Annotated in this window: 22 protein-coding genes and 3 pseudogenes; 9 read left to right on the forward strand and 16 right to left on the reverse strand. The window is 57.8% G+C overall.

Annotation, left to right across the window (positions count from 1 at the left end; translation table 11 throughout):
- Positions 1–103: 103 nt before the first annotated feature.
- Positions 104–781, forward strand: a pseudogene (locus E1958_RS18260) (IS1595 family transposase).
- 479 nt (positions 782–1,260) lie between these two features.
- Here the strand turns inward: E1958_RS18260 and E1958_RS18265 are convergent.
- The 5 genes from E1958_RS18265 to E1958_RS18285 all read right to left on the reverse strand — a co-directional run bounded on the left by E1958_RS18265 (position 1,261) and on the right by E1958_RS18285 (position 6,539).
- Positions 1,261–1,749 carry a PIN domain-containing protein gene (locus E1958_RS18265; protein WP_133513144.1) on the reverse strand — a complete coding sequence of 163 codons (489 nt, stop codon included), beginning with the start codon at positions 1,747–1,749 and terminating at the stop codon, positions 1,261–1,263.
- Positions 1,739–1,990: a UPF0175 family protein gene (locus E1958_RS18270; RefSeq protein WP_133513145.1), complete on the reverse strand. Its 252-nt coding sequence runs from the start codon at positions 1,988–1,990 to the stop codon at positions 1,739–1,741. The genes E1958_RS18265 and E1958_RS18270 overlap by 11 nt, the downstream gene beginning before the upstream one ends.
- A 123-nt stretch (positions 1,991–2,113) precedes the next feature.
- Entirely contained in the window at positions 2,114–4,591 is a 2,478-nt protein-coding gene (lon, locus tag E1958_RS18275; RefSeq protein ID WP_133513146.1) for an endopeptidase La, read from the reverse strand.
- A 41-nt stretch (positions 4,592–4,632) separates the two neighbouring features.
- Positions 4,633–5,424, reverse strand: a complete 792-nt coding sequence (gene rsmA / locus E1958_RS18280; RefSeq protein ID WP_133513147.1) for a 16S rRNA (adenine(1518)-N(6)/adenine(1519)-N(6))-dimethyltransferase RsmA — start codon at positions 5,422–5,424, stop codon at positions 4,633–4,635.
- 137 nt (positions 5,425–5,561) lie between these two features.
- Positions 5,562–6,539: an IS481 family transposase gene (locus tag E1958_RS18285; RefSeq protein ID WP_133513148.1), complete on the reverse strand. Its 978-nt coding sequence runs from the start codon at positions 6,537–6,539 to the stop codon at positions 5,562–5,564.
- A 231-nt stretch (positions 6,540–6,770) separates the two neighbouring features.
- Between E1958_RS18285 and E1958_RS18290 the strand changes: the two are divergent.
- The 7 genes and pseudogenes from E1958_RS18290 to ubiB all read left to right on the forward strand — a co-directional run bounded on the left by E1958_RS18290 (position 6,771) and on the right by ubiB (position 12,759).
- A pseudogene (locus E1958_RS18290) lies at positions 6,771–7,544 on the forward strand (IS5 family transposase).
- A gap of 793 nt (positions 7,545–8,337) precedes the next feature.
- Complete coding sequence (locus E1958_RS18295; RefSeq protein ID WP_133513149.1) at positions 8,338–8,589, forward strand: hypothetical protein; 252 nt, start codon at positions 8,338–8,340, stop codon at positions 8,587–8,589.
- Positions 8,570–8,989 (forward strand): type II toxin-antitoxin system VapC family toxin, encoded by a 420-nt coding sequence (locus tag E1958_RS18300; protein ID WP_165742148.1) that lies wholly within the window; start codon positions 8,570–8,572, stop codon positions 8,987–8,989. Before E1958_RS18295 ends, E1958_RS18300 begins: the two co-directional genes overlap by 20 nt.
- 114 nt (positions 8,990–9,103) lie before the next feature.
- Positions 9,104–9,493: a GxxExxY protein gene (locus E1958_RS18305; protein ID WP_133513151.1), complete on the forward strand. Its 390-nt coding sequence runs from the start codon at positions 9,104–9,106 to the stop codon at positions 9,491–9,493.
- A gap of 27 nt (positions 9,494–9,520) precedes the next feature.
- Positions 9,521–10,270: a bifunctional demethylmenaquinone methyltransferase/2-methoxy-6-polyprenyl-1,4-benzoquinol methylase UbiE gene (gene ubiE, locus E1958_RS18310; RefSeq protein ID WP_133513152.1), complete on the forward strand. Its 750-nt coding sequence runs from the start codon at positions 9,521–9,523 to the stop codon at positions 10,268–10,270.
- Positions 10,267–10,908, forward strand: a complete 642-nt coding sequence (locus E1958_RS18315) for a ubiquinone biosynthesis accessory factor UbiJ (RefSeq protein ID WP_133513153.1) — start codon at positions 10,267–10,269, stop codon at positions 10,906–10,908. Before ubiE ends, E1958_RS18315 begins: the two co-directional genes overlap by 4 nt.
- Positions 10,909–11,109: 201 nt before the next feature.
- Positions 11,110–12,759, forward strand: coding sequence for a ubiquinone biosynthesis regulatory protein kinase UbiB (gene ubiB, locus E1958_RS18320; protein ID WP_133513154.1), 1,650 nt, complete (start codon positions 11,110–11,112; stop codon positions 12,757–12,759).
- A gap of 213 nt (positions 12,760–12,972) precedes the next feature.
- Here the strand turns inward: ubiB and E1958_RS18325 are convergent, their stop codons facing one another.
- The 7 genes and pseudogenes from E1958_RS18325 to E1958_RS18360 form a co-directional block, all read right to left on the reverse strand.
- Positions 12,973–14,112 carry an aminotransferase class V-fold PLP-dependent enzyme gene (locus tag E1958_RS18325; protein WP_133513155.1) on the reverse strand — a complete coding sequence of 380 codons (1,140 nt, stop codon included), beginning with the start codon at positions 14,110–14,112 and terminating at the stop codon, positions 12,973–12,975.
- Positions 14,113–14,338: 226 nt separating this feature from the next.
- On the reverse strand, positions 14,339–14,632 hold the full coding sequence (locus tag E1958_RS22175; RefSeq protein WP_133513156.1) for a ParE family toxin-like protein: 294 nt from the start codon (positions 14,630–14,632) through the stop codon (positions 14,339–14,341).
- Entirely contained in the window at positions 14,632–14,832 is a 201-nt protein-coding gene (locus E1958_RS18335) for a hypothetical protein (protein WP_133513157.1), read from the reverse strand. Before E1958_RS18335 ends, E1958_RS22175 begins: the two co-directional genes overlap by 1 nt.
- Positions 14,833–14,991: 159 nt before the next feature.
- A pseudogene (locus E1958_RS18340) lies at positions 14,992–16,158 on the reverse strand (serine hydrolase domain-containing protein).
- The gene (locus tag E1958_RS22180) at positions 16,097–16,249 is read right to left on the reverse strand and encodes a type II toxin-antitoxin system HicA family toxin (RefSeq protein ID WP_133513160.1); all 153 of its coding nucleotides are present in this window, start codon (positions 16,247–16,249) and stop codon (positions 16,097–16,099) included. Before E1958_RS22180 ends, E1958_RS18340 begins: the two are co-directional and overlap by 62 nt.
- The gene (locus E1958_RS18355; protein ID WP_133513161.1) at positions 16,233–16,457 is read right to left on the reverse strand and encodes a hypothetical protein; all 225 of its coding nucleotides are present in this window, start codon (positions 16,455–16,457) and stop codon (positions 16,233–16,235) included. Before E1958_RS18355 ends, E1958_RS22180 begins: the two co-directional genes overlap by 17 nt.
- 132 nt (positions 16,458–16,589) lie before the next feature.
- Positions 16,590–17,261 (reverse strand): hypothetical protein, encoded by a 672-nt coding sequence (locus E1958_RS18360; RefSeq protein ID WP_133513162.1) that lies wholly within the window; start codon positions 17,259–17,261, stop codon positions 16,590–16,592.
- Between the two features lie 102 nt (positions 17,262–17,363).
- On the opposite strand from E1958_RS18360, the gene E1958_RS18365 reads away from it, so the two are divergent.
- Positions 17,364–18,203, forward strand: coding sequence for an IS1595 family transposase (locus E1958_RS18365; RefSeq protein WP_243448495.1), 840 nt, complete (start codon positions 17,364–17,366; stop codon positions 18,201–18,203).
- Positions 18,204–18,308: 105 nt separating this feature from the next.
- On the opposite strand, the gene E1958_RS18370 is transcribed toward E1958_RS18365, so the two are convergent.
- The 4 genes from E1958_RS18370 to E1958_RS18385 form a co-directional block, all read right to left on the reverse strand.
- Entirely contained in the window at positions 18,309–18,506 is a 198-nt protein-coding gene (locus E1958_RS18370; protein WP_133513163.1) for a type II toxin-antitoxin system HicA family toxin, read from the reverse strand.
- A complete protein-coding gene (locus E1958_RS18375; RefSeq protein ID WP_089724253.1) occupies positions 18,503–18,706 on the reverse strand; it encodes a type II toxin-antitoxin system HicB family antitoxin in 204 nt (67 codons plus the stop codon). The genes E1958_RS18370 and E1958_RS18375 overlap by 4 nt, the downstream gene beginning before the upstream one ends.
- Positions 18,707–18,946: 240 nt before the next feature.
- The gene (locus E1958_RS18380) at positions 18,947–20,791 is read right to left on the reverse strand and encodes an Hsp70 family protein (protein WP_133513164.1); all 1,845 of its coding nucleotides are present in this window, start codon (positions 20,789–20,791) and stop codon (positions 18,947–18,949) included.
- The gene (locus tag E1958_RS18385; RefSeq protein ID WP_133513165.1) at positions 20,788–21,351 is read right to left on the reverse strand and encodes a DUF2760 domain-containing protein; all 564 of its coding nucleotides are present in this window, start codon (positions 21,349–21,351) and stop codon (positions 20,788–20,790) included. Before E1958_RS18385 ends, E1958_RS18380 begins: the two co-directional genes overlap by 4 nt.
- Positions 21,352–21,481 lie beyond the last annotated feature (130 nt).

Consider the following 21,481-nt stretch of genomic DNA (forward strand, 5'->3'; position numbering starts at 1 on the left):
TGCCCTATAGCAAAAAAGTTTTGGCCTTGTCTTAAGGGTGCCTCGAATAATAGTTTGGGTCTAGATAACTTTAGCATCTTTAAATGTATGCTAAGGTTATGTTATGCAAGGAAAAAACAGGTATTTCAGGCATTCACACCTTTCGGAAGCCAAATTCAGAGCAATTATACGCTATTTTGCGCACGATTTACCGGCCTCGAAAATTGCCGAACTGAGTGGTGTAAGCCGTCCTACGATCAATCAGTTGTTATTAAAATTACGCATCAGAATCGCCCAGATTTGTGATGCCTCATCGCCCTTCTCTGGCGAGATTGAAGTTGATGAATCTTATTTTGGTGCCCGACGTGTTCGCGGGAAGAAGGGTCGCGGAGCACGCGGTAAAACAATTGTCTTTGGGATCCTGGAACGCCAGGGGGAAGTCTACACGGAAATCGTTCCAGATGCCTCCAAAAAGCAGCTACAGGCTGCGATCCGGGGCCAGGTAGAGCTGGATAGCATCATCCACTCGGACGGCTGGAGAGGCTATAATGGACTCGTGGACATGGGCCACAAAAAGCATTTCCGGGTGCATCATGGTAAGCATGAATTTGCCCGTGGTAATTGCCATATCAATGGCATTGAATCATTCTGGTCGTATGCTAAATGAAGGCTTGCTAAATTCAATGGTGTCCCACCACAAACGTTTCATCTGCACCTCAAGGAATGTGAATTCAGATTTAATCACCGAGAGGAAAATTTATATGATAGAATACTAACTCTGCTGAAAGAAAATCCACTCTAAAGTTATCTAGACCCATAGTTTTTTTTTCAAGGTGCCCTTACATCAAAAGGGAAACAAGAACCAGGTGAAGAGCGTTCATGGTAAAGCTCAGTGGGAAGGTGGGGCGAATAAAGTGCAATCCTGAATGATTTGGCGTTGTCCGGAGGGAAAAGATCCCTCCTGCGTCGGGACAAGGTTTGACGTGTTGCGTTCGACGCCCAAAGGCTCGTTGATTGTCTGCTTAGGTCATGCCAGCGTCTTAATGCAACCTACACCCATATCACCGCCCGTGCTGTCGGCCCACGCGGACCTCGCTTTGGGTGTAGGTTGCGTTAGCCGCGCGGGAAAACACCTGGGGGGGCACGGCGTCGAACGCGGCGTAACGCAACATGACGCCCTCGCGAGCAACACCAAATAACGCCGAACAGGTGCAATCCTGAGTTATTTGGCGTTGCCCGAGGCAAACAAGATGGGTGTCCTTTTTCTTGGAAAGGGGCCGGTTACTTGTCAACTTCACGTAGGATCAGTCGTACCAACTCTTCGGACACATACAGCCCAGTCTCACGCAGGTGCTTAATGGTGGGCTCTACCCGTTCGATAAGTCCAGAGGCTTTGGCGCGGCCAACGATTCCTAACGTTCCAATGACTCGAAGACCCATTGTTTTGGCACAGCGCCGAGCCTTCAGGTCATCGATAACCACTCGGTCGGCGCCATGGCATCGTGCATTGGCAATTACTTGAGTCTCCCCCTCACCCAAGTCCCAATCAAAGATCTCCGGACTCACTGGCTCGTCATCGGCCCGGACAAACGTCGGATTTGCAGCGAGGGCTTGAAGCATTGCCTCTCCATCAGGCTTGTTGCCGACCTCTTTGGCAACCGCCCGCGGGATAGTAACAACGTCCGCCAGCGCTGCGAGCAGGTGCAAATTGTCCGTCTTGCCAAGCAAAATCAGCGGCGAGGCATTGACCACCCAGCGCCTAGACGCCATGGATCTCGTCCGCCAACTCCTCCGGCACGACTTGGCAGGCAGGTACTTTGCGCCGGTACAACTCGTCGAGGAAATCAGCGCGTGTCAATCCGGCAAGCTCTGCGGCCTTGCCCTGGGAAACTATACCTTGCACGTACCACTGCACTGCGGCAGCAACCCGCATTTCGCGGGCAAACTCGTTCGGCGCCAACCGTAAGGCACTGAAGGCGGACGTTTCGAAGTCAAAGCTAATGGTAGTCATCGTTCGTTTCAGGGTTGTAGCTCAATTAAGGTTCCTGGTTTACGAGCTCGGTTTTCCACGGCCCAGACATTCCTATTATGTAATGCAACGGCAAAACCGCCAGCGACAACCCCTCTTTCCGAATCAACCACCCCCACTCGCCTTCGCTTGCCCTTGTCTCGACTCCCGAAACAGCAACGGCACCACTGTACCGAAATGGGATGCGAAATGGACTGTCAGTCCCTTGCGCACATGTTCGGGTACTTCCTCGAAGTCGCCCCGGTTGTCTTCCGGCAGGATGATCTCTTTGATGCCGGCGCGGCGGGCGGCGATGAGTTTCTCGCGCACGCCGCCGATGGGGAATACCTCGCCGGTGAGGGTGATCTCGCCGGTCATGGCGATGTGTCGCACCGGCCGGCTGCGGGCCAGTGAGAGTAAGGCGGAGGCGATGGTGATCCCGGCCGAGGGGCCGTCTTTGGGGGTAGCCCCGGCGGGCACATGGAGGTGGATGTAGGCCTTCTCGAAGAAGGCGGGGTCGGCGTCGAATTCCGCCGCCCGGCTGACCAGATAGCCGTAGGCGATCTCCGCCGATTCCTTCATCACGTCGCCGAGCTGGCCGGTGAGCTTGAAGCCGCGGGTGAAGCTGTGGGTGCGCACGGCCTCGACGTTGAGGGTGGCGCCCCCCATGGCGGTCCAGGCCAGGCCGGTGACCAGGCCGGGTCCGGTCAGCCGCCGTTCGTCCCGGAACACGGGGCTGCCTAGGTAGTCCTTGAGGTCCTTTCCGGTTACCGCGATTGGCGGCTCCCGGCCCTCGAGCAGCTTCACGGTGCCCTTGCGCACGATCTTGCCGAGCTGCTTCTCCAGGCGTCGCACTCCCGCGTCCCGGGCATAGCCTTCGATGAGGGCGCGCAGGGTGCGGGTGTCGAGCTTGATCGCGCCCTTGGTCAGGCCCGCTCGCTTGATCTGCCGCGGCAGCAGGTATTTCCTGGCGATCTGCAGCTTTTCCGAGGCGATATAGCCGGCGAGCTGGATGACTTCCATGCGGTCGAGCAAGGGGCCTGGGATGCTGTCGGTCTGGTTGGCGGTGCAGACAAACAGCACCTTGGATAGGTCGAAGCGCAGATCCAGATAGTGGTCGAGAAAATCGCTGTTCTGCTCCGGGTCCAGCACTTCGAGCAGGGCCGAGGCCGGGTCGCCGTGGAAGGAGGCACCGATCTTGTCGATCTCGTCGAGCATGATGACGGGGTTGGCGGTACCCGCGTCCTTCATGGCCTGGAGGAATTTGCCGGGCATGGCCCCGATATAGGTGCGGCGGTGGCCTTTGATCTCGGCCTCGTCGCGGATGCCGCCTACCGAGAAGCGGTAGAAGCGCCGCCCCAGGGCGTTGGCGATGGAGCGGCCGACGGAGGTCTTGCCGACTCCGGGCGGGCCCGTGAGCAGGATGATGGAGCCGGCGACCTCGCCCTTCATGATGCCCACCGCCAGGAATTCCAGGATGCGTTCCTTGACGTCCTCGAGCCCGTAGTGGTCCCGGTCCAATACCCGCCGAGCGCGCTTGAGGTCCAGCTTGTCCTTGGAGTGGCGGCCCCAAGGCAAGAGGGTGATCCAGTCCAGGTAGTTGCGGGTGACGGCGTACTCGGGGGAGCCGGTCTCCAGCATGGCCAGCTTATCCATCTCCTCGTCCACCCGCTTTTGGGCCTCGTCGGTGAGGGTGAGTTTCTTGAGGCGTTTGTTGAATTTGTCGCGCTCGGCGGTGCGGTCGTCCTTGGCGATCCCCAGCTCTTTCTGGATCGCCTTAAGCTGCTCGCGCAGGAAGAACTCGCGCTGCTGGGTGTGCATGCGTTCCTCGACTGCGCTGCGGATCTTCTGCTGGGCGCGGGCGAGCTCCAGCTCATTGTTGAGCAGGACCAATACCTTCTCCATGCGCGGTAACAGCTCGACGGTCTCCAGCACCTCTTGCAGCTGCTCCTTGGTAGAGGTGGTGAGGCTGGCCGCGAAGTCCGCCAGATGGGACGGGTCTTCCGGACCGAAGCGATCCAGAAACATGCGCAACTCTTCGACATAGAGGGGATTGAGCGGCAGCAACTCCTTGATGGTGTTGATCACGGCCATGGCGTAGGCCTTGACCTGCTCATCCGGCGGCCCGTCAGGTTCGGCAAGGTAGTCCACGCGGGCCGAGAAGGGGGTCTTCGAGTTGACCAGGCCCTCAAGGCGGAAGCGCTGCAGGCACTCCACCAGCACCTGGAGCATGCCGTCTTGCTCGTTCACCCGATGGACCCGGCAGGCGGTGCCTACCGGGTGAAAGTCCTCGACGGTCGCCTCCTCGGCGGTTTCGCTGCGCACCAGGACCACGCCCAGGACCTTATGTTCGGCCGCGCCGACCGCTTTGATGGTCTTGGACCAGTGGCGGGCGCTCATAATCAGGGGAACCGCCTGTCCCGGGAAGAAGGGGCGCGCGGCTACCGGCAACAGATGGATGAGCCCGGGCAGGACCTGGTCGGCACGGGCCAGGTCGCCCGCCTTGGGCTGATCGGGCTGATCGGGCTGATCGGGCTGATCGGGCTGATCGGACTGCTCGGACTGTTCGATCCGCTCGGGCTGCTCGGGACTTTCGTTGGTCATCTGTGATGGTGCCTGTTCAACCCTGATTTCGATGAACTAATTCAGGGCGGAACTTGAGTTTTGCAAGCGGCATTGGCCAGGCGCACGAAGGCCTCCACACTCAACTCCTCGGCCCGTTGCCCAGGGTGCAAACCCTGGGCCCGCAACAGCTGGGGGTCAACCAGGCCCCGCAGGCTGTTACGCAGGGTCTTGCGACGCTGGCCGAAGGCCTGGGTCACCAGTCGCGACAGGCAGGCCGGGTCCCGCACCGGGTAAGGCAGGGGGCGGTGGGGGGTCAGGCGCACACAGGCGGAGTCTACCTTGGGGACCGGCGCGAAGGCGCCGGGACCAACGCGAAACAGGGGCTCGGCTCGGCAGTAGACCTGGATCATGACCGACAGCCGACCATAGACCTTGGAGCCCGGCCCGGCGGCGATGCGCTCCACGAGTTCCCGCTGGAGCATGAAGTGCATGTCACGGATACCATCCGCCTGGTCGAGAAAGCGGAACAATAAGGGAGTGGAGAGGTTGTAGGGCAGATTGCCGACCAGCCGCAGCCGCTCGTGCGGATACAGGACGCAGAGATCGAAAGCCAGGGCGTCGGCATTGTGGATAGTCAGCTCGCCGAGGCCTGTGCACCGACGGGCCAGGGGCTCGATCAGGTCTCGATCCAGCTCCACCACATCCAGCCTTCCCGCGGCCCGCAGCAGGCCGGTGGTGATGGCGCCGCGGCCGGGGCCGATTTCCACCAGGCGCTCTCCCGGCCTGGGGTCTACGACCGACAGGATGCGCCGGATGGTGTTCGGATCGTGCAGAAAATTCTGGCCGAAGCGCTTGCGCGGACGATGCTCCATGACCCCAGGGTAACAGCTTCGCCAGTCGCGTAGGTTGGGCAAAGGCGCGCGCTGCCGAGCCGGCAATCGAACCGATAGCCTATAGCGCGCCGTGCCCAACAGCGATGAATCGATGGGCACGCTTCGCTTGGTGCAACCTAATTGTCATGTCCCGGATGATTACGAGGAATTTTTTTGAACAGTTGGGGCTGCTGAGCGTACCATTGTTGGAGTGTTTGGAGTGGGGTCTTGTGGTGCAGGTTTTTCTGCGGGATGTGGTGATTATACAGATAGACGAAGCGTTTGAGGGTAGCCTGCAGGGAGGCGGCGGAGTCGAAGCGGTGGGTGCGCAGGATGTCAGCAATACGGCCATTGAAGCGTTCGACCATGCCATTGGTTTGAGGACTGCGGGGCTTGGTCAGGCGATGTTCGATGCGGTGGTCGGCACAGACCTGATCGAAGGCATGGGCGCCGGTCGGCTGGCGTTCGCCGGCGGCGCAAAAGCGGTCGGTAAACTCCTTGCCGTTGTCGGTGAGGACCTGAGTGATCGTAAAGGGTGCCTGGTCGATCAAGCGCTTGAGGAAGCCACTGGCGGTGGTTGCCGACTTGTCCTTGAGGAGTTCCACGTAGACCCAGCGGGTGGCCCGGTCAATGGCCGCGAAAAGATACTGCCGGTGGTCCTCATCGGGCATTTGGGGCAGGTACTTGACATCGACGTGCACAAAGCCCGGCGCATAATCCTTGAACGGTTTTACGGGCTTCCTGGCGCCCTCCTCGTGGGGCATCAGCGCCTTGAGGTTAGAAACGCCGTGGCGGCGCAGACAACGGTCCAGACCGGATCGGGAGACCTCGCAGTGGATAAACTCACGGGTCACTGCCAGCAGGTCATCCAGCGGCAACAGCAACGTCTTGCGCAGCGCCACGACCACCGCCTCCTGATGGGGGGTGAGGGTGGTCTGCAGGCGGTGCGGCGTGTGGCAGCCGTCGGCAACCCCGTCACGGCGCTTCCAGCGGCGGATGGTATCCTCACTCACCCCCAGCTCGTCGGCGAGCAGCGTGACGGATTGGTTGGAGGCCTGAATGTAATGGCGGGTCTTCGGGGTCGTGGTTGCATTGGCATGCAGGTCGATGTTCATCGCGTCTTCTCCGGTACGGACGTGGACACCAGCAACTCCATGAGCTCTCTGGCACGCAATAATGACCCAATCTTAGATCCTATGCAATTATCCGGGACCTGACACCTAATAAACAGCCGCGATGCGGAAACCGCTGCGGAACATCCGATACCTTAGAACCTGTTTACGATCTTTAAGTCAAAGTGATTTTGACCCAGAGGAAAAGCGATGAGAGATTCCTAGCCAAGTGATATAAGCCGAGAGCAGTTTGAGCCCTTACAAGCTATATTCGAGCAGGCCAAGAAGAAGACCAAGCCGCGAGTGGTTGAGTTATATGATGTTTTTTGCGCCATTTTGTATGTATTGAAAAGTGGCTGCCAATGGCGAATGCTGCCCCGTGATTTTCCAAACTGGCAGGTGGTGTATAAATACTTTCGTCGCTGGAGTCAAAAACCCTCTGATGATGAGTTCAGCCTGCTTGAGCAGGCCTTAAAAAAATGTGGTTGGCGAGGTCCGTATCAACCGTGGTCGGAACGAGAAGACAACCTTCGTGATCGTTGATGCCCAAAGCGTGAAGAATACAGATACCGCAGAACAGAAGGGTTATGACGCGGGCAAGAAGGTATCTGGAATCAAACGACATCTTGCCGTGGACACGCAAGGGCTTCCCCATGCTATGCGATAGCCGTTACGACCGCGGATGTCGCCGATCGAGCAGGGGCATTGGTGGCGTTCTCGGAACATCAGGACAGTTTGTCAGCGGTGAAGAATGTGTTGGTTGATGGCGGTTATACGGGACAGCCATTTGCAGCTGCCGTACGGAAAATGCTGGGGGCGACGGTCGAGGTTGCTAAGCGAAACGAACTGCACACATTTACAGTGATGCCCAAACGGTGGGTTGTCGAGCGCTCTTTCGCCTGGTTGGAAAAATGTCGACGGTTATGGAAAAACTGCGAGCGAAAACTCAATACCAGCTTGCAATTTGTGACCTTGGCTTTTCTGGCCTTGTTAATCCAAAGATCGTAAACAGGCTCTTAGAACCAGCTTGATGGGCGCTTGCTTTGCCCATCCTACACCCACTTACACAGTTCCCAGTCGCCGGCAGTGTAAGTCGAAGTGATGGAGGAATCCCAATGTCCTTGTTGAATCCGCAGATTACACAGATTTCCGCAGATTCTTTCGTTTGAGCCACATTGACTATAGGAAAAATCGGTTCATCCCCGCAGGCACGGGGAACACCATGGATGGGCACCACTCATCCTGGAATAGCTGCGGTTTCGGCAACCTCAGCCGGATACTCGGGCCAGAGGACTGGAAATCTAAAATACCTCTATGAATCCAATAGCTTGTATCGAACATCCGAGATCCGATCTGCAATCAGGTTCCCGCTGCTCTGAAAATCAGTCAGTTGGGTGTAAGCTACGCTTGGTTGCAGACGATTTGGCTACACCGAGCAGGGCACGACCGGCAGGTTCCCGAAATTAGCCGCTAAGACGATGTATTTAAACGGGAAAACCATGCACTGTCGCAGCCCCCTGAACTGCTGAGGCTATTGAGATCCGATTCGTGTTGATTCGTGGTCAAAAACGCACGCTCTTTTCAAAAAATCTGCGTAATCTGCGGATAAAAAAGCAAGCCATCCTTATCCGTAGATTTTTCCTTTGCTCACTCTGCAATCGACATAAGTTGATCGACCGTCCGGTTCGCAGCTGAGCGCGTTCTGCGCGAAAAGCGGCGAGGCTCCGGTGGTCTTTGCTTGCAATCGGTCCTCATCAAGACAATAATTCCGTAATACGCACTCGTATTACGGAGCTAGGACATGACCATCTCCATCCGTCTCGATCCGGGATTAAAGACCGCGCTGCAACGGCGTTTGAGTGAACGCGACCTTCCATTGTCGGCTTTCGTGCGCCAGGCCATCAGCGAGAAGCTCGAGCGCGAGGGACAGGAAGCCGGTCCCTATGCCATCGGCGAGCATTTGTTCGGTCGCTACTCGAGTGGCGAGACCGACCGTAGCGAGCGGCGCAAACAGATCCTTCGAGAGCAGTTCCGTGAACAGCGTCGTCGTTGACAGCGGCCCGCTGATCGCCCTGTTCGACGGCTCGGATCGGTATCACGCACAAGCCGTCGCGTTCGTGCGGGATCTGCGCAGACGGCTGGTTACCAATCTGCCGGTCATCACGGAAGTCGTCTACATGTTGGATTTCGCACCGCAGGCCCAGCAGGATTTCCTGTTTTGGGGGGAGCAATCCCTGACCATCGACGCGGATACGACCGAGGATTTTCCCCGCATCCGGGCCCTGCTCGAGAAATACCGCGACCTGCCGGCAGACTTCACGGACGCCTCGCTGATCGCCTTGTGCGAACGCCTGAAGATCAGGAGCGTAGCCAGTGTTGACAAGGACTTCACCATCTATCGGACCCGGGATCGCAAGGCCTTCCAAAACCTGTTCCTCGGCGCGTCACTCTGAATATCAAACCCGGGGAACGATTGATAACGACATTCTTTTTTATCCGCAGATTACGCAGATTTCTGCAGATTCTTGCATTTGTTCACTCTGCAATCGGCGTAGTTTGAATGCATAATGAGTCGTGACGAACAAACATACGCGATCATTGGCGCAGCAATGGCCGTGCACCGCGAGCTTGGACACGGTTTTTTGGAGGCTGTGTACCAAGACGCGCTGGCTATAGAGTTCGCTGAGCAGAACATTCCCTTCGCGCGTGAGGTTGAATTGTCGGTAGCATACAAAGGGAAAATCTTGAGTACCGCTTACCGTGCCGATTTTCTTTGTTACGAGGAGGTCGTCGTTGAGTTGAAGGCGCTGGGTCGTCTGACCGCAAAGGAAGAATCTCAGCTGATTCACTATCTGAGAGCAAGCGGAATAGAACGCGGGCTGTTGCTCAACTTCGGTGCCAAGAGTCTCCAGTATAAGCGTATGGTCTTTTCGAGAAATCTGTGCGAATCTGCGTAATCTGCGGATAAAATAAGTATCCTCACCATGTCCGACGAGAAGACCACCCACTTCGGCTACCGGCAGGTCGCGGTCGAGGAGAAGGCCACCCAGATACGGGAGGTCTTCGACTCCGTGGCCCCCCGCTACGACCTCATGAACGATCTGATGTCCTTGGGGGTGCACCGGCTCTGGAAGCGCCGGACGGTGGCGCTTGCGGGGGTACGCCGCGGCCAGCGGGTACTGGATCTGGCCGCCGGGACCGGGGATCTGACCGAGCGCTTCGTCGGCCTGGTGGGCAAGGAAGGCGCGGTGGTATCCACGGACATCAACGCTACCATGCTCGACCGGGGCCGGGACCGCTTGGTGGACTTAGGGCTTGCGGGCAACATCCACTACGCCCAGGTCAACGCCGAGGCCCTACCCTTTGCTGCCGACCGGTTCGACTGTATCAGCATCGGCTTCGGCCTGCGCAATGTCACCCACAAGCAACGTGCCCTGGAGGAGATGTTTCGGGTCTTGCGGCCCGGTGGCCGGGTCCTGGTGTTGGAGTTCTCCCATCCCGCCAACCTCCCCCTGCGCAAGGCCTACGACCTCTACTCCTTCTCGGTCCTGCCCGCCCTGGGTCGGCTGGTCGCCGGGGATGCGGACAGCTACCGCTATCTCGCCGAGTCCATTCGCATGCATCCGGACCAGGAGACCCTGCAGACCATGCTGGAAGCAGCCGGCTTCGAGCGCTGCGAGTTCTTCAACCTCAGCGGCGGCATCGTCGCCATTCACCGGGGCTACAAGCTGTGAACGCGGGTATGCCGATCCCGGACGCGGCCCTGGCGGCCCTGGAGGCGACCATCAATCGCTATCTCGCCCTCGATCCCGAGGGGGCGGCGCGGATCACCGACCTCCAGGGCAAGGTGATCCTGATCGAGGTGGCCGGCTTCGATACCCGACTCTATCTGATACCGGGTCCTGCCGGGGTGCACCTCTATGGTGACTATGCGGGCACGCCGGACTGTGTTCTGCGCGCCGCGCCCCTGGCCTTGGCCCGGCTGGGCGTCTCGCGCCGGAAGGAAGATCGACTCTTCTCCGGCGAGGTCCAGGTCGAAGGCGATACCCACCTGGCTCAGGCCTTCGGCGATTTTCTGAGTGGCCTGGAGGTGGATTGGGAGGAGCAGCTCGCGCGGCTGGTGGGTGATGTGGCCGCGCACCGGATCGGCTCCCAAGTGCGCGCTGCGGGGCACTGGAGGCGACGCACCGCCGACACCCTGACCGAGGACGTCAAGGAGTACCTGCAAGAAGAGGCGCGCCTACTCCCTGGCCGCTATGAGGTCCAGGCATTTCTGGACGAGGTCGATCGGGTACGGGATGGCGTGGAACGACTCGCCGCCCGGATCGAGCGGCTGACACAGCGGCGGAACGGCTCGACCAGCGAGCGGTGATCCCAGGGGCTGTTGATATAATCGTCGTGCCAACCACTAATAGGACAAGATTAACGGGATTTCCAGGATTAACAGGATTATTTTTCTTAAATAACAATTGTAACATCCTGTTAATCCTGAAAATCCTGTGAATCCTGTACTATTGGGAGACAAGCCCGGAGGTTAGGGTTTACTCCTTGTTAAATGTCAACAGCCCCTAGAATGATCCGTCCCTCCCAGGCGATCCGCTGGCTCCACATCAATCTGGTGCTGCTGCGCCGGGGGCTGGATGAGGTCATCTTCTCCACCCATCTGTTGCGGCCGCTCCGTTTCCTGCTCTACCTGTCGCCCTGGTTCTGGTTCCGCGGCAAGCTGCCGCCCTACCCGGTGCGTATCCGGCTGGCCCTGGAGGATCTGGGGCCTATCTTCGTCAAGTTCGGCCAGATCCTCTCCACCCGCCGCGACCTGCTGCCCGACGACCTGGCCGTGGAGCTCGCCAAGCTGCAGGATCGGGTCCCCCCCTTTTCCGGGATCCAGGCCCGCGCCCTGATCGAGCAGGCCTGGGATAAGCCCCTGGAAGCGGAACTCGACGACTTCAGCGAGACCCCCCTGGCCTCGGCCTCCATCGCCCAGGTCCACGCCGCGCGCCTCAAGGACGGTCACGAGGTGGTGGTCAAGGTGTTGCGGCCGCGTATCAAGAAGACCATCCGGCGCGACATCGGTCTGCTCTATGTGATCGCGGACCTGGTCCAGCGCTACTGGAAGGACGGCCGTCGGTTGCGCCCGGTGGCCTTGGTCGCCGAGTACGAGAAGACCATTTTCGACGAGTTGGACCTGCAGCGCGAGGCCGCCAACGCCTCCGTGCTGCGGCGCAACTTCCTCGGCAGCGAGGCGATCTACATCCCGGAGGTCTACTGGGACCTGACCAGACCCAACGTCATGGTCATGGAGCGCATCTACGGTACCCCGGTGGGCGAGGTCGAGACCCTCAAGGCCCAGGGCATCGACATGCGCATGCTCGGCGAGCGGGGGGTCGAGATCTTCTTTACCCAGCTGTTCCGAGACAACTTCTTCCATGCCGATATGCATCCGGGCAACATCTTCGTAGACCCCGACGGGCGCTACATCGCCGTGGATTTCGGAATCGTCGGCAGCCTGACGGTGGAGGACCAACGCTATCTGGCCGAGAACCTCCTGGCCTTCTTCGATCGGGACTACCGCCGGGTGGCCGAGCTACACGTGGAGTCCGGCTGGGTGCCGCCCGGGACCCGGATCGTCGACTTCGAGGCGGCCATCCGCACCGTGAGCGAGCCGATCTTCGAAAAACCCCTGGCCGAAATCTCTTTCGGCAACTTCCTGCTGCGCCTGTTCCAGACCGCACGCCGCTTCAACATGGAAGTCCAGCCCCAGCTGGCGCTGCTGCAGAAGACCCTGCTCAACATCGAAGGTCTGGGCCGCCAGCTCTACCCGGAGCTCGATCTCTGGACCACCGCCAAGCCCTTTATGAAACGCTGGATGAAGGACCAGATGGGAGCCAAGGCGTTCCTGGCGCGGGCACGGAAGAACCTAGGCCCAGCCTCCGAACAGCTCCCGGAGCTGCCGCTGCTCGCCTACCGGGTGCTCACGGCCCTGGATCGGCACCAACTGATCCTCCACTGGCGCTCGGAGGAGCTGGCTAGGCTAGGCACGGAGCTCCGCGGCCAGCGGACGGCCCTGCCGGCGGCGGTAGGCGCCGCCGCCCTGATCCTGAGCGCGACCGGGCTCCTGCTGTTCGGACCCGGACAGATCCTTAGCCTTACCCTCGCCAAGCTACTGGCGATAGGGCTTTACACTGTCGCCGGTCTGCTGCTGATCCTGCGTTGGCGTTCCTGAACAAGCTGCAACCCAAACTTTCTTTATTCACAGATTACGCAGATTTCCACAGATTAAGAACGAAACAATCTGTGAAAATCTGTGTAATCTGCGGACTAAAAAGACGTCTTCGCAGGCAACACCAAATAACCCAGGACCGCGCCCAGACAGGCACGGCATCGAACGCGGCGTAATACAACACGACGCGAGGACCCGTTTTAACCAAACAGCTTCTTACTTCCGTGCGGACCGGCTTGCCGCGGTCCCGGCGGTTATTCGAACGGCATGCTCCAGGACGCTGTGCGGGGTGTAGAAATGGGGGGAGAATCTGATCCCTCCACCGCGCCGGGCGCAGATAACGCCGCTGCCTGTCAAGGCTTGGTGCAGGGTCTGATGGTCAGCACCGGGGACGCGGAAGGTCAGGATCCCGGCCCGACGCTCGGGGTCCCTGGGACTCAGCAGCTCGAAGCCGTGGCCGTCGATCAGCTCGATGAGGCGCTGCGCGCGTTCGGCCACGGCGGCCCGGATGCGATCGATCCCGGTCTCCAACAGCAAGGACAGGCTGGCATCCAAGGCATGGACCCCGAGCATATTCGGACTGCCGCACTCGAACCGCCTGGCATCCGCGGCGGGGCTCCATTCCAGGCGCTCATAGTCGCCGCGGTGCTCTACCATGTGCCAGCCGTACTGATGCAGGCGCAATTCCGGGCGCAGGCGCGGGTCCACATACAGCAGGGCGACGCCCTCGGGGCCCAGCATCCACTTGTGCCCGTCCGCCACCACGAAATCCGCCTTGGCGCGTTTCAGGTCAAAGGGCACGACACCTAGGCCCTGAATCGCATCCACACAAAACAGGATATCCCGACTGCGGCAGAAGTCCCCCAACCGCTCCAGATCCAACCGCAACCCCCTGGCGTACTGGACCGAGCTCAGGGCGATCAGACGGGTACGCTCATCGCACAGATCCATGAGATCCGCCTCCGGCTGTGACGATGCATAGAGGTCAAGCCAGCGGTACGCAACGCCCTGGGTACCCAGAGACTCCCAGACGATGCGGTTGGAAGGAAATTCCTGGGCGATACCGACGACATTGTCGCCCGGTTTCCAGTCGATTCCGTAGGCGATGACCGACAGGCCTTCGGAGGTATTCTTTACCAAGGCCACATCCGCCGGCGACGGGGCCTTGATCAGCTCCGCCAGGCGCCCGCGCAACCGCGTCTCGGTCCTGATCCAACGCGCGTAGTCAGCAGCGCCGCGCGTCCCGTTCTCTTGCGCGAAACGAGCCACCGCGGCGACAGTGCGCCTGGGCCAGGGGGCAACGGCAGCGTGATTCAGGTAGAGGATATCGGGGGAGAGAGGAAACTCGGGGTGCATCAGGTTCTCTCTTTAGGGCCGGAACCGCGAATTGACATGAATTGACACAAACTCAATGCCATTAAGTTAGCTGTTGGCCGCTTGTCGTGGTGGGTCGGAATACGAAAGAGAAAACTACGAAGCGCGCGAATCCATCTGTGAGGATTCGCGTGATTCGTAGTTTTCTCTCTTACTTTACTGATCGGTAACGCTTAACTTAATGGCATTGGACACGAACTTACTAAGGTTAATTAAACCTGCTCCCTTTCCGTACTTCCTGGGCCTTTTCCCCGTTGAGTATTCGGTCATATTCTTCATGATCGCCGATCCACACCCATATAAATCCGCATTCATCCCCTACGGCAAGCGCCCGGTGATTTCTGCCGACGCGAGCAGACCATAGTTTACCTGCTTTCTTAAAATGTAATGATGGATGCTTTGGGTTTTCCTTTAGCAAGTTATAATTTTTACGTGCGATCTCTTGGACTTCTTGAGGTAATGCGTAGAAGCAACGCCAAAATCGCGTCGTTGTTTTGTGCATTACAAATCTCTTAGTTTCCCCACTCTTTTCTCCGCGAGTGCCTCTTCTATCAAAAAATCGAGTCTTCCGGATTTGGAATCTATTTCGATTTCTCTATCCCACGCCTTCCAGTCATGCTCAGAAAACCAATGAACAAGCTTCATGTACTCTTTGCGGGGAAGCGCTTCTATATCAGTTTGTATTTCTTCGGCTGTTTTCATGTGCATGACCTCTTTTCAGAGCCCAACAGCTTACCAGATCGACGAAACCTGGTCTGTCCTTTACTGCCATATTTTCTCCCCTTATGGCCGCGACCACGAATTGACACGAATCGGATTCGTGTCAATTCGTAGTTCTCCGGTCTGACCCAGTGCCCGTGACTACAGGTTTCCGTAGACCGTCTCGATAAATCTCGTCTTCGACAAGGTCTCGAACCGGACCGGGATCTGATCGGTGTGGAGTAGAGTCTTGGCGTAGCCGAGTGCCACCTTCGCCTCCGGGTCGGCGGCGCCGAGGTTACCGCCATAGCCATCGTGGCCGAAGGCCCTCGGGTTGGGGCCAAAATACATGATCTGGTCCCTTCTCCCCGTGTTCAGCTGATAACCCCCCGCACGCGGAGTCTCCTGCGGGACGGCGGCGAATTGTTCCAACGTGACATCCGGAAGGTCCACACGCTGGGAGAAGACCTGCTCCAGATGCGTCTCTGATATCAGACGGCACCCGTCTACCTCCCCTACCAGTGCTGCGTAGTGTCGCGCCAGCGCCCGGGCGGTGGTACTGATGTTGGCGGCAGGTACTTGGGCGGATCGGACCTCCGGCCGGTTAAGGGCCTCGACTATGTCCAGGGGAATGCACCGGAGGACCAAGGGGTCGATCTCGGGAGGCTCGCCGGTGAGCGGCGTCTCGAAGGGTGTCGCCATCCGGCCCTGCTCGGAGGCCGGCGTGCCCAGGTACATCTCGTTACCCATGCGCAGAGGCTTGACGATCTCTTCCGCCACCACCTCACCGAGGTTCAGGCCGAGGCCACGCACGATACCCTCGGCGATCCAGCCGAACGTCAGGCCGTGGTAGCAGACCCTGGAACCGGGTGGAAAGATCGGCTCAAGGCGTGCCACCTCGGCCACGCACAGGTCCAAATCCGCCCACATCTCACCGGTAGATTTGCCCTCGACCTGCACGGTCTCGGGAATGCCGGCCAAGTGATTGAGCGCCTGGGCAACGGAAACCGACCCCTTGCCGGCCTAAGCAAACTCAGGCCAGTACTCGGCCACGGGCCGCTCGTAGTCAATCAGCCCGCGCTCGGCCAGGATGTGCACGGCACTGGCGACTACCCCCTTGGTGCAGCTGTAGACGGTGAACAGGGTGTCTTCGCAGACCGGAGTCTCACGATCCTGCGATCGCCACCCCGCGACACAGTCCGCCGCCAGCTGACCCTCAACGTAGACGGCGGCCTGAAGTCCCACCTCCTCGCCGGACTCCACCAACTCATCCAGTAACGCCTGCACGGCGCGCTGCAAATCTGCCATCGGAAAAAGTATTTTTGCCATCAGAAAATATGACGTGTGAACCTTTTTGGCGCACAACTCTATATCCCATTTTCATTAGCCTTCCTTCAATCTCCCTATACTTGAAGGGCATATTTTTCTACCGTGGTAGCCAGCTCATTTCTGATGATTCTCTCATCGTTTGCCTGCTCAAGATGGTAATCCATAACCATTTCAACAACATTCTTTAACTCGATAACAGCCTCTTTTTCAGTGTAGGCAAATGCAAACAAATTTTGATGCCCTTCTACTCTAGCCAAGTAGCCGTCTCCATCTTTTTCAATGACTACATTGATTTTCATATAAGCCTCTCAATTTGCAGTTTTACAGTGTTATAGCCATTTTATGCGAACATCTAATCGCCAAGCCTCACCCGAGCACTTAGGAGCGGTAGCGACTAAATGGGTCGGGTACAGGCGTATGTTAGGCTTGCTTTATTTATTGTCATTAATTATACGCGAACAATCGCTGACTACCATTTGGTAATTCATGTATTTATACATCAGTAACTTATTTATCATGTCTGGATTATCCTTATTTGCCATAGCAAGAATATTGATGGTTAATGATTCATCTCTGTAAATGTACTCACTATCCTCCATTAAGCTCTTGGTCATTGGCATGTAACTCGCTTTGCTTAAATGCTGTAATCTCCTTTGTTGCAACAATACATGTTTTATAATACCAGAAACATCTTTTAATGATTCATCCTTATATTTGTTATCAAATGGCAGGCCCATTTCTCTTTTAACCACATCAACTAAATTTGGCTGATCAGTTGTGTGTAGTTTTTGACATGATTGTTTAATTGCATCATTTATAGGCGCAGTAAGTTTAATTTCCGCCATTATCTTGTCTGTAATGTTCTCAATCATCTTTCTGCGGCGCTCTTCCTCGGCTTGTTTGTATGCGCTATAAAGACTATTTGTAAGACCTATACCCCTTCCAAGCATTCTTTTACTTCTAGATTCTGACCTCGATAATGCATCTTCAGCGGCCTGAACTGCGGCATCTCTAACGATGTCTTCAATATCTTGGTCTGCAGTAGATTTAGTTGGAAGGAAGACAATTATTGACAACAAAATAACAAGAGACATGTTTTTCACTTAAACCTCCACAAGCCTAACATGCAGTAGATGGCTCTACTGCCATATAATATCTGGTAGTGGTAAATATCAGAGTGATATGGTTAAGATGGTTAATTCTTAATGATTCAAAACCCTGAGATTTTTATCCTTCTCTCTGGCTCCCACGCTCCAGCGTGGGAGCAAGTCCAGACGCTCCAGCGTCATGAAACCTTGGCCGCTGGAGCGGCCACACTTGCGTTCCCACGCTGGAGCGTGGGAACGAGCAGAACAACAAAGCTAGAACACTACCGAAAAAACAGGTATTTTAGGCGTTCCCACATTTCGGAAGCGAAATTCAGAGTAATTATACGCCATTTTGCGCTCGATTTACCGGCCTCGAAAATTGCCAAGCTGAGTGGTGTAAGCCGTCCTACGATCAATCAGTTGTTATTAAAATTACGAATCAGAATCGCCCAGATTTGTGAGGCATCATCGCCCTTCTCTGGCGCGATTGAAGTTGATGAATCTTATTTTGGTGCCCGACGTGTTCGCGGGAAGAAGGGTCGCGGAGCACGCGGTAAAACAATTGTCTTTGGGATTCTGGAACGCCAGGGGGAAGTCTACACGGAAATCGTTCCAGATGCCTCCAAAAAGCAGCTACAGGCTGCGATCCGGGGCCAGGTAGAGCTGGATAGCATCATCCACTCGGACGGCTGGAGAGGCTATAACGGGCTGGTGGACATGGGGTACAAAAAGCATTTCCGGGTGCATCATGGTGAGCATGAATTTGCCTGTGGTAATTGCCATATCAATGGGATTGAGTCGTTTTGGTCATCTGCGAAACGAAGGCTTGCAAAGTTCAATGGCGTCCCCAGACATACGTTTCATCTACACCTCAAGGAATGTGAATTCAGATTTAATTACCGCGAGGAAAACCTCTATGATAGAATACTGACTCTGCTGAAAGAAAACCCACTCTAAAGTTATCTAGACCCTTTATAAAATTCATAATCTCGACTATTTCGGCATTTGCAAAATCCAGTTGCCGCAGAAGATGCATAGGCAGGAACCCTAACCTATCTGGCCTTACAGATTCAACCCCGAATCTTTTAATAACTTCTGAAGAGTTCCTTTTTTTAAATCCTTATTCCCATGTACCGGTACTGTTAATATCTCTTCTCTGTCGGATTTTGTATAAATGTGATGACTTCCACAAACACGCTGTAACTCCCAACCATGTTGTTCCAGAAATTTACAAAAGGTTTTCCCCGAAACCGTTTTCATAACTCCATTTCCATGGATTGAACTTTTTCGCTCGATTGACATCTTTCAGACGCAATTTCCAGCCAACCTAGTGCCGCTTCTTTAATATTCATTAAAGTCTCCTCTATCGTTTCTCCTTCGGATACGCAACCGCGTAAAGCCGGTACTTCCGCCCAGTACCCGCCTTCTTCAGCTTCATGAATCAAAATTTTTAACTTCATATGAAACTCCTGTATTTATATGTCACTCTGTTTTGCCGCTTTCTTCGCAAACAGCATGTTACGGGTATCTTGAGAAGGAGACCTCGAAAAATCCCTTCCACAGGATTTTTCAACTTGCGAAGTCAAGCGTAGGATTCCGCTAGAGGAAAAACTACGAATCACGCGAATTCTCGCGGATTAATTCGCGCCGATTCGCACGATTCGTAGTTTTCTCTCCCATCTTGGCCATCGGGCTCAAGCTCATTCATTAGCCGGATTCCGCACATTGAACTCCACCTTCCAATGCTCCGGACCATCGAGGGGCATGGCCTCCAGCAACAAGGTGCCGACCTCGGTCACCGAGGCGCGCAGGTGTACCGGGACCACTTCTCCCGGTGTCCGTGTCTCCGCGGGCAGGTAGGCCTCGATTTCTTCGAGCTCTTCGACTTCTGCGGCGGACCAGTCATCGAGCAAATCCCCGACCTGATCCTCGCGGCGCACCGAGGAGCCGAAGAAGCGAAACCTTACTTGCTCGGCGACCACCAGGCCGAATTCCTGGGGTGGAATCTCGGCTTGGGTGCCTTCTTCCATGCCGAAGGGGGCCAGGCACAGGGCATGAATCCGCGGCTCCACCCCCGGCACGGCGGGCGCGGCGCTTTCCACGCCCACATAGTAGGAGCGGGCGGTGCCGCCGCGGATTCGGACCCCCCTCCCCCGTCGGACATAGCCGTAGTAGGAGGCCCCGCGGGCTACGGAGAGGTCGAGGTCTCCCCCGACGAGCAAACGGGCCGGCGGAGCACCGTCCGTTGTCAGCCAGTCGTTGAGCACCTTCATCACCCGCTCGGCGAGCAGGTCCGCCTTGAAGACCCCGCCGTTGAACAGCACGGCCGTCGGATGCAGGAAGCTGCTGTCGCCGGCAGGCCCGAATCCGGACAGGTCTTCCGTGGCCCCGATCTGGATCCCGAGGAAGGCGGCCAGGTGGCGGGTAACGGCCGCGTCCTGGGCATAGGACAGACCGAGCTTGGTCAGCGCCGTGCGCGCGCGGGCGGCCGGGCGCGCACTCACCGGAACCTCGGGGAAAAAGCCTTCGACCAGGGTGCGCCTGATCTCCTCGCTCGTCAGCTCGGTGCGGAGGCTGCGGTCAATGAGGCGGGTCCCGCGGCTGGGCACGACTACGGGCACCGCCTCCAGGTCCGGGTCCACCAGCAGCGCCTCTTTGGCCTGGCGGCAGCCGTGGGTGAGGGCCTGAACCTGCCAATGGTCCAAATCGGTCCCTGCGGCGGCGAGTTTGCCCTTGACCAGATGCGCCAGCGCCAGATCCATGTTGTCGCCGCCGAGCAGGATGTGTTCGCCGACGGCGACCCGGGTCAGCTCCAGCGCACCTTCCCGTTCCGTAACCGCGATCAGGGACAGGTCGGTGGTACCGCCGCCGACGTCAATGACCAGGATGATGTCGCCGACGCGTACCTGGTTGCGCCATTTCCCTGCGCTGTCGTGGATCCAGCTGTAGAGGGCCGCCTGGGGCTCTTCGAGCAGGACCAGGTGTTGGAAGCCGACGGCCTGGGCCGCCTCGGCGGTCAGCTCGCGGGCGGCCGGATCGAAAGAGGCCGGAACCGTTACCGTGACTTCCTGGTGCGCCAGATCGTGATACGGGTGGGCATAATTCCAGGCGTCGCGCAGATGCTCCAGATAGCGGACCGAGGCCTCGTAAGGCGAGAGTCGCGGTACCTCAGCTTCCGGTGCCCCCGGCGGCAGCACCGCGCTGCGCCGATCGATCCCCGGATGACACAGCCAGCTCTTGGCGCTGGAGACCAGACGGATGGGGGTGCGGGCCCCGATGGAACGCGCCATCTCACCCAGGATTCGGTCTCCACTGTTGCCCCAGGGCAAGACCAGATCGGCTACCGCCAGTTCGTCCGGGTGGGGGAGATACAGGAACGAAGGCAGCAGGGGCAACGCAGCGACCGAACCGGGTCCCGTCAGCTGGGGCACCGGCATCATCTCCTGAGCGACCTCGTCCCACTCGCTATGGTCCAGGTCGACGTAGGACAGGGCGCAATGGGTCGTTCCCAGATCGATGCCTACGGCATAGCGTGCGTCACTCACAGCTCTACCTCCGCAGGTGCCAGAATGGTCAGATCATGGCCGGCAGCGACCTGGGGCAGCCTAGTCTCCGTGACCTGCCAGCCCCTGTGAACCAGACTACCGGTGAAGGGTGCCTGGCCGACGACGTTACCCGTGAGCTGCACTGCGGACGCGTCGAAGCCCTCCGCCAGCGTCACCCGGGTCCCCTCCGCCTCGGCGCGCACGGCCTCGATGGTGAAATGCTGCCCCAGGGTCTTCTTGCACCCCTCGTGCACGACACGCGCGGCGGCACCGATCTCGGCGTCGGAATAGGTGCCCACGTCCTCTTCGAGAAAATCAATAAAGCGCCCCTCCTGCTGGAGCAGACCCAAGAGCTGTAAGCCCGCATTCGGCTCGGCCACTTGCAGGCGCGGAACCTCCGGGCCTGGGGCGTCCGGAGCAGTGGTCGAGCTGCCCGCCCGGAGTGCGGCTATTTGGCCGGCGAAGCGGACATCGACAAGGATACGCCGGCAGGTAGCCAGCGCGAGGATAAGTCGGCTGAATACCGAGGGCTTAGTACCCCATTTCGCCTTATTTTTCATGCTCAGAGCCCCCCAAACGCGCCCAGGCAAGGCACAGCGCGCAGGGAATAGCCCACGCTCTTGCCAAGCGCTGTAACGCCGCCTTGGCGCGTTTGGAGGGCCCCCTTCGGGCGCGGCGAGAAGCGGCCAT

This window comes from Candidatus Thiosymbion oneisti (assembly GCF_004359955.1).
In the GTDB taxonomy this organism is placed as follows: domain Bacteria; phylum Pseudomonadota; class Gammaproteobacteria; order Chromatiales; family Chromatiaceae; genus Thiosymbion; species Thiosymbion oneisti.

Excerpts from the sequence above, each read along its gene's own strand:
- E1958_RS18265 (WP_133513144.1), bottom strand. The coding sequence starts at position 1,749 with ATGGCGTCTAGGCGCTGGGTGGTCAATGCCTCGCCGCTGATTTTGCTT.
- E1958_RS18270 (WP_133513145.1), bottom strand. The coding sequence starts at position 1,990 with ATGACTACCATTAGCTTTGACTTCGAAACGTCCGCCTTCAGTGCCTTA.
- lon (WP_133513146.1), bottom strand. The coding sequence starts at position 4,591 with ATGACCAACGAAAGTCCCGAGCAGCCCGAGCGGATCGAACAGTCCGAG.
- rsmA (WP_133513147.1), bottom strand. The coding sequence starts at position 5,424 with ATGGAGCATCGTCCGCGCAAGCGCTTCGGCCAGAATTTTCTGCACGAT.
- E1958_RS18285 (WP_133513148.1), bottom strand. The coding sequence starts at position 6,539 with ATGAACATCGACCTGCATGCCAATGCAACCACGACCCCGAAGACCCGC.
- E1958_RS18295 (WP_133513149.1), top strand. The coding sequence starts at position 8,338 with ATGACCATCTCCATCCGTCTCGATCCGGGATTAAAGACCGCGCTGCAA.
- E1958_RS18305 (WP_133513151.1), top strand. The coding sequence starts at position 9,104 with ATGAGTCGTGACGAACAAACATACGCGATCATTGGCGCAGCAATGGCC.
- ubiE (WP_133513152.1), top strand. The coding sequence starts at position 9,521 with ATGTCCGACGAGAAGACCACCCACTTCGGCTACCGGCAGGTCGCGGTC.
- ubiB (WP_133513154.1), top strand. The coding sequence starts at position 11,110 with ATGATCCGTCCCTCCCAGGCGATCCGCTGGCTCCACATCAATCTGGTG.
- E1958_RS18325 (WP_133513155.1), bottom strand. The coding sequence starts at position 14,112 with ATGCACCCCGAGTTTCCTCTCTCCCCCGATATCCTCTACCTGAATCAC.
- E1958_RS22175 (WP_133513156.1), bottom strand. The coding sequence starts at position 14,632 with ATGCACAAAACAACGACGCGATTTTGGCGTTGCTTCTACGCATTACCT.
- E1958_RS18335 (WP_133513157.1), bottom strand. The coding sequence starts at position 14,832 with ATGAAAACAGCCGAAGAAATACAAACTGATATAGAAGCGCTTCCCCGC.
- E1958_RS22180 (WP_133513160.1), bottom strand. The coding sequence starts at position 16,249 with ATGCCCTTCAAGTATAGGGAGATTGAAGGAAGGCTAATGAAAATGGGA.
- E1958_RS18355 (WP_133513161.1), bottom strand. The coding sequence starts at position 16,457 with ATGAAAATCAATGTAGTCATTGAAAAAGATGGAGACGGCTACTTGGCT.
- E1958_RS18365 (WP_243448495.1), top strand. The coding sequence starts at position 17,364 with ATGATTCAAAACCCTGAGATTTTTATCCTTCTCTCTGGCTCCCACGCT.
- E1958_RS18370 (WP_133513163.1), bottom strand. The coding sequence starts at position 18,506 with ATGAAAACGGTTTCGGGGAAAACCTTTTGTAAATTTCTGGAACAACAT.
- E1958_RS18375 (WP_089724253.1), bottom strand. The coding sequence starts at position 18,706 with ATGAAGTTAAAAATTTTGATTCATGAAGCTGAAGAAGGCGGGTACTGG.
- E1958_RS18385 (WP_133513165.1), bottom strand. The coding sequence starts at position 21,351 with ATGAAAAATAAGGCGAAATGGGGTACTAAGCCCTCGGTATTCAGCCGA.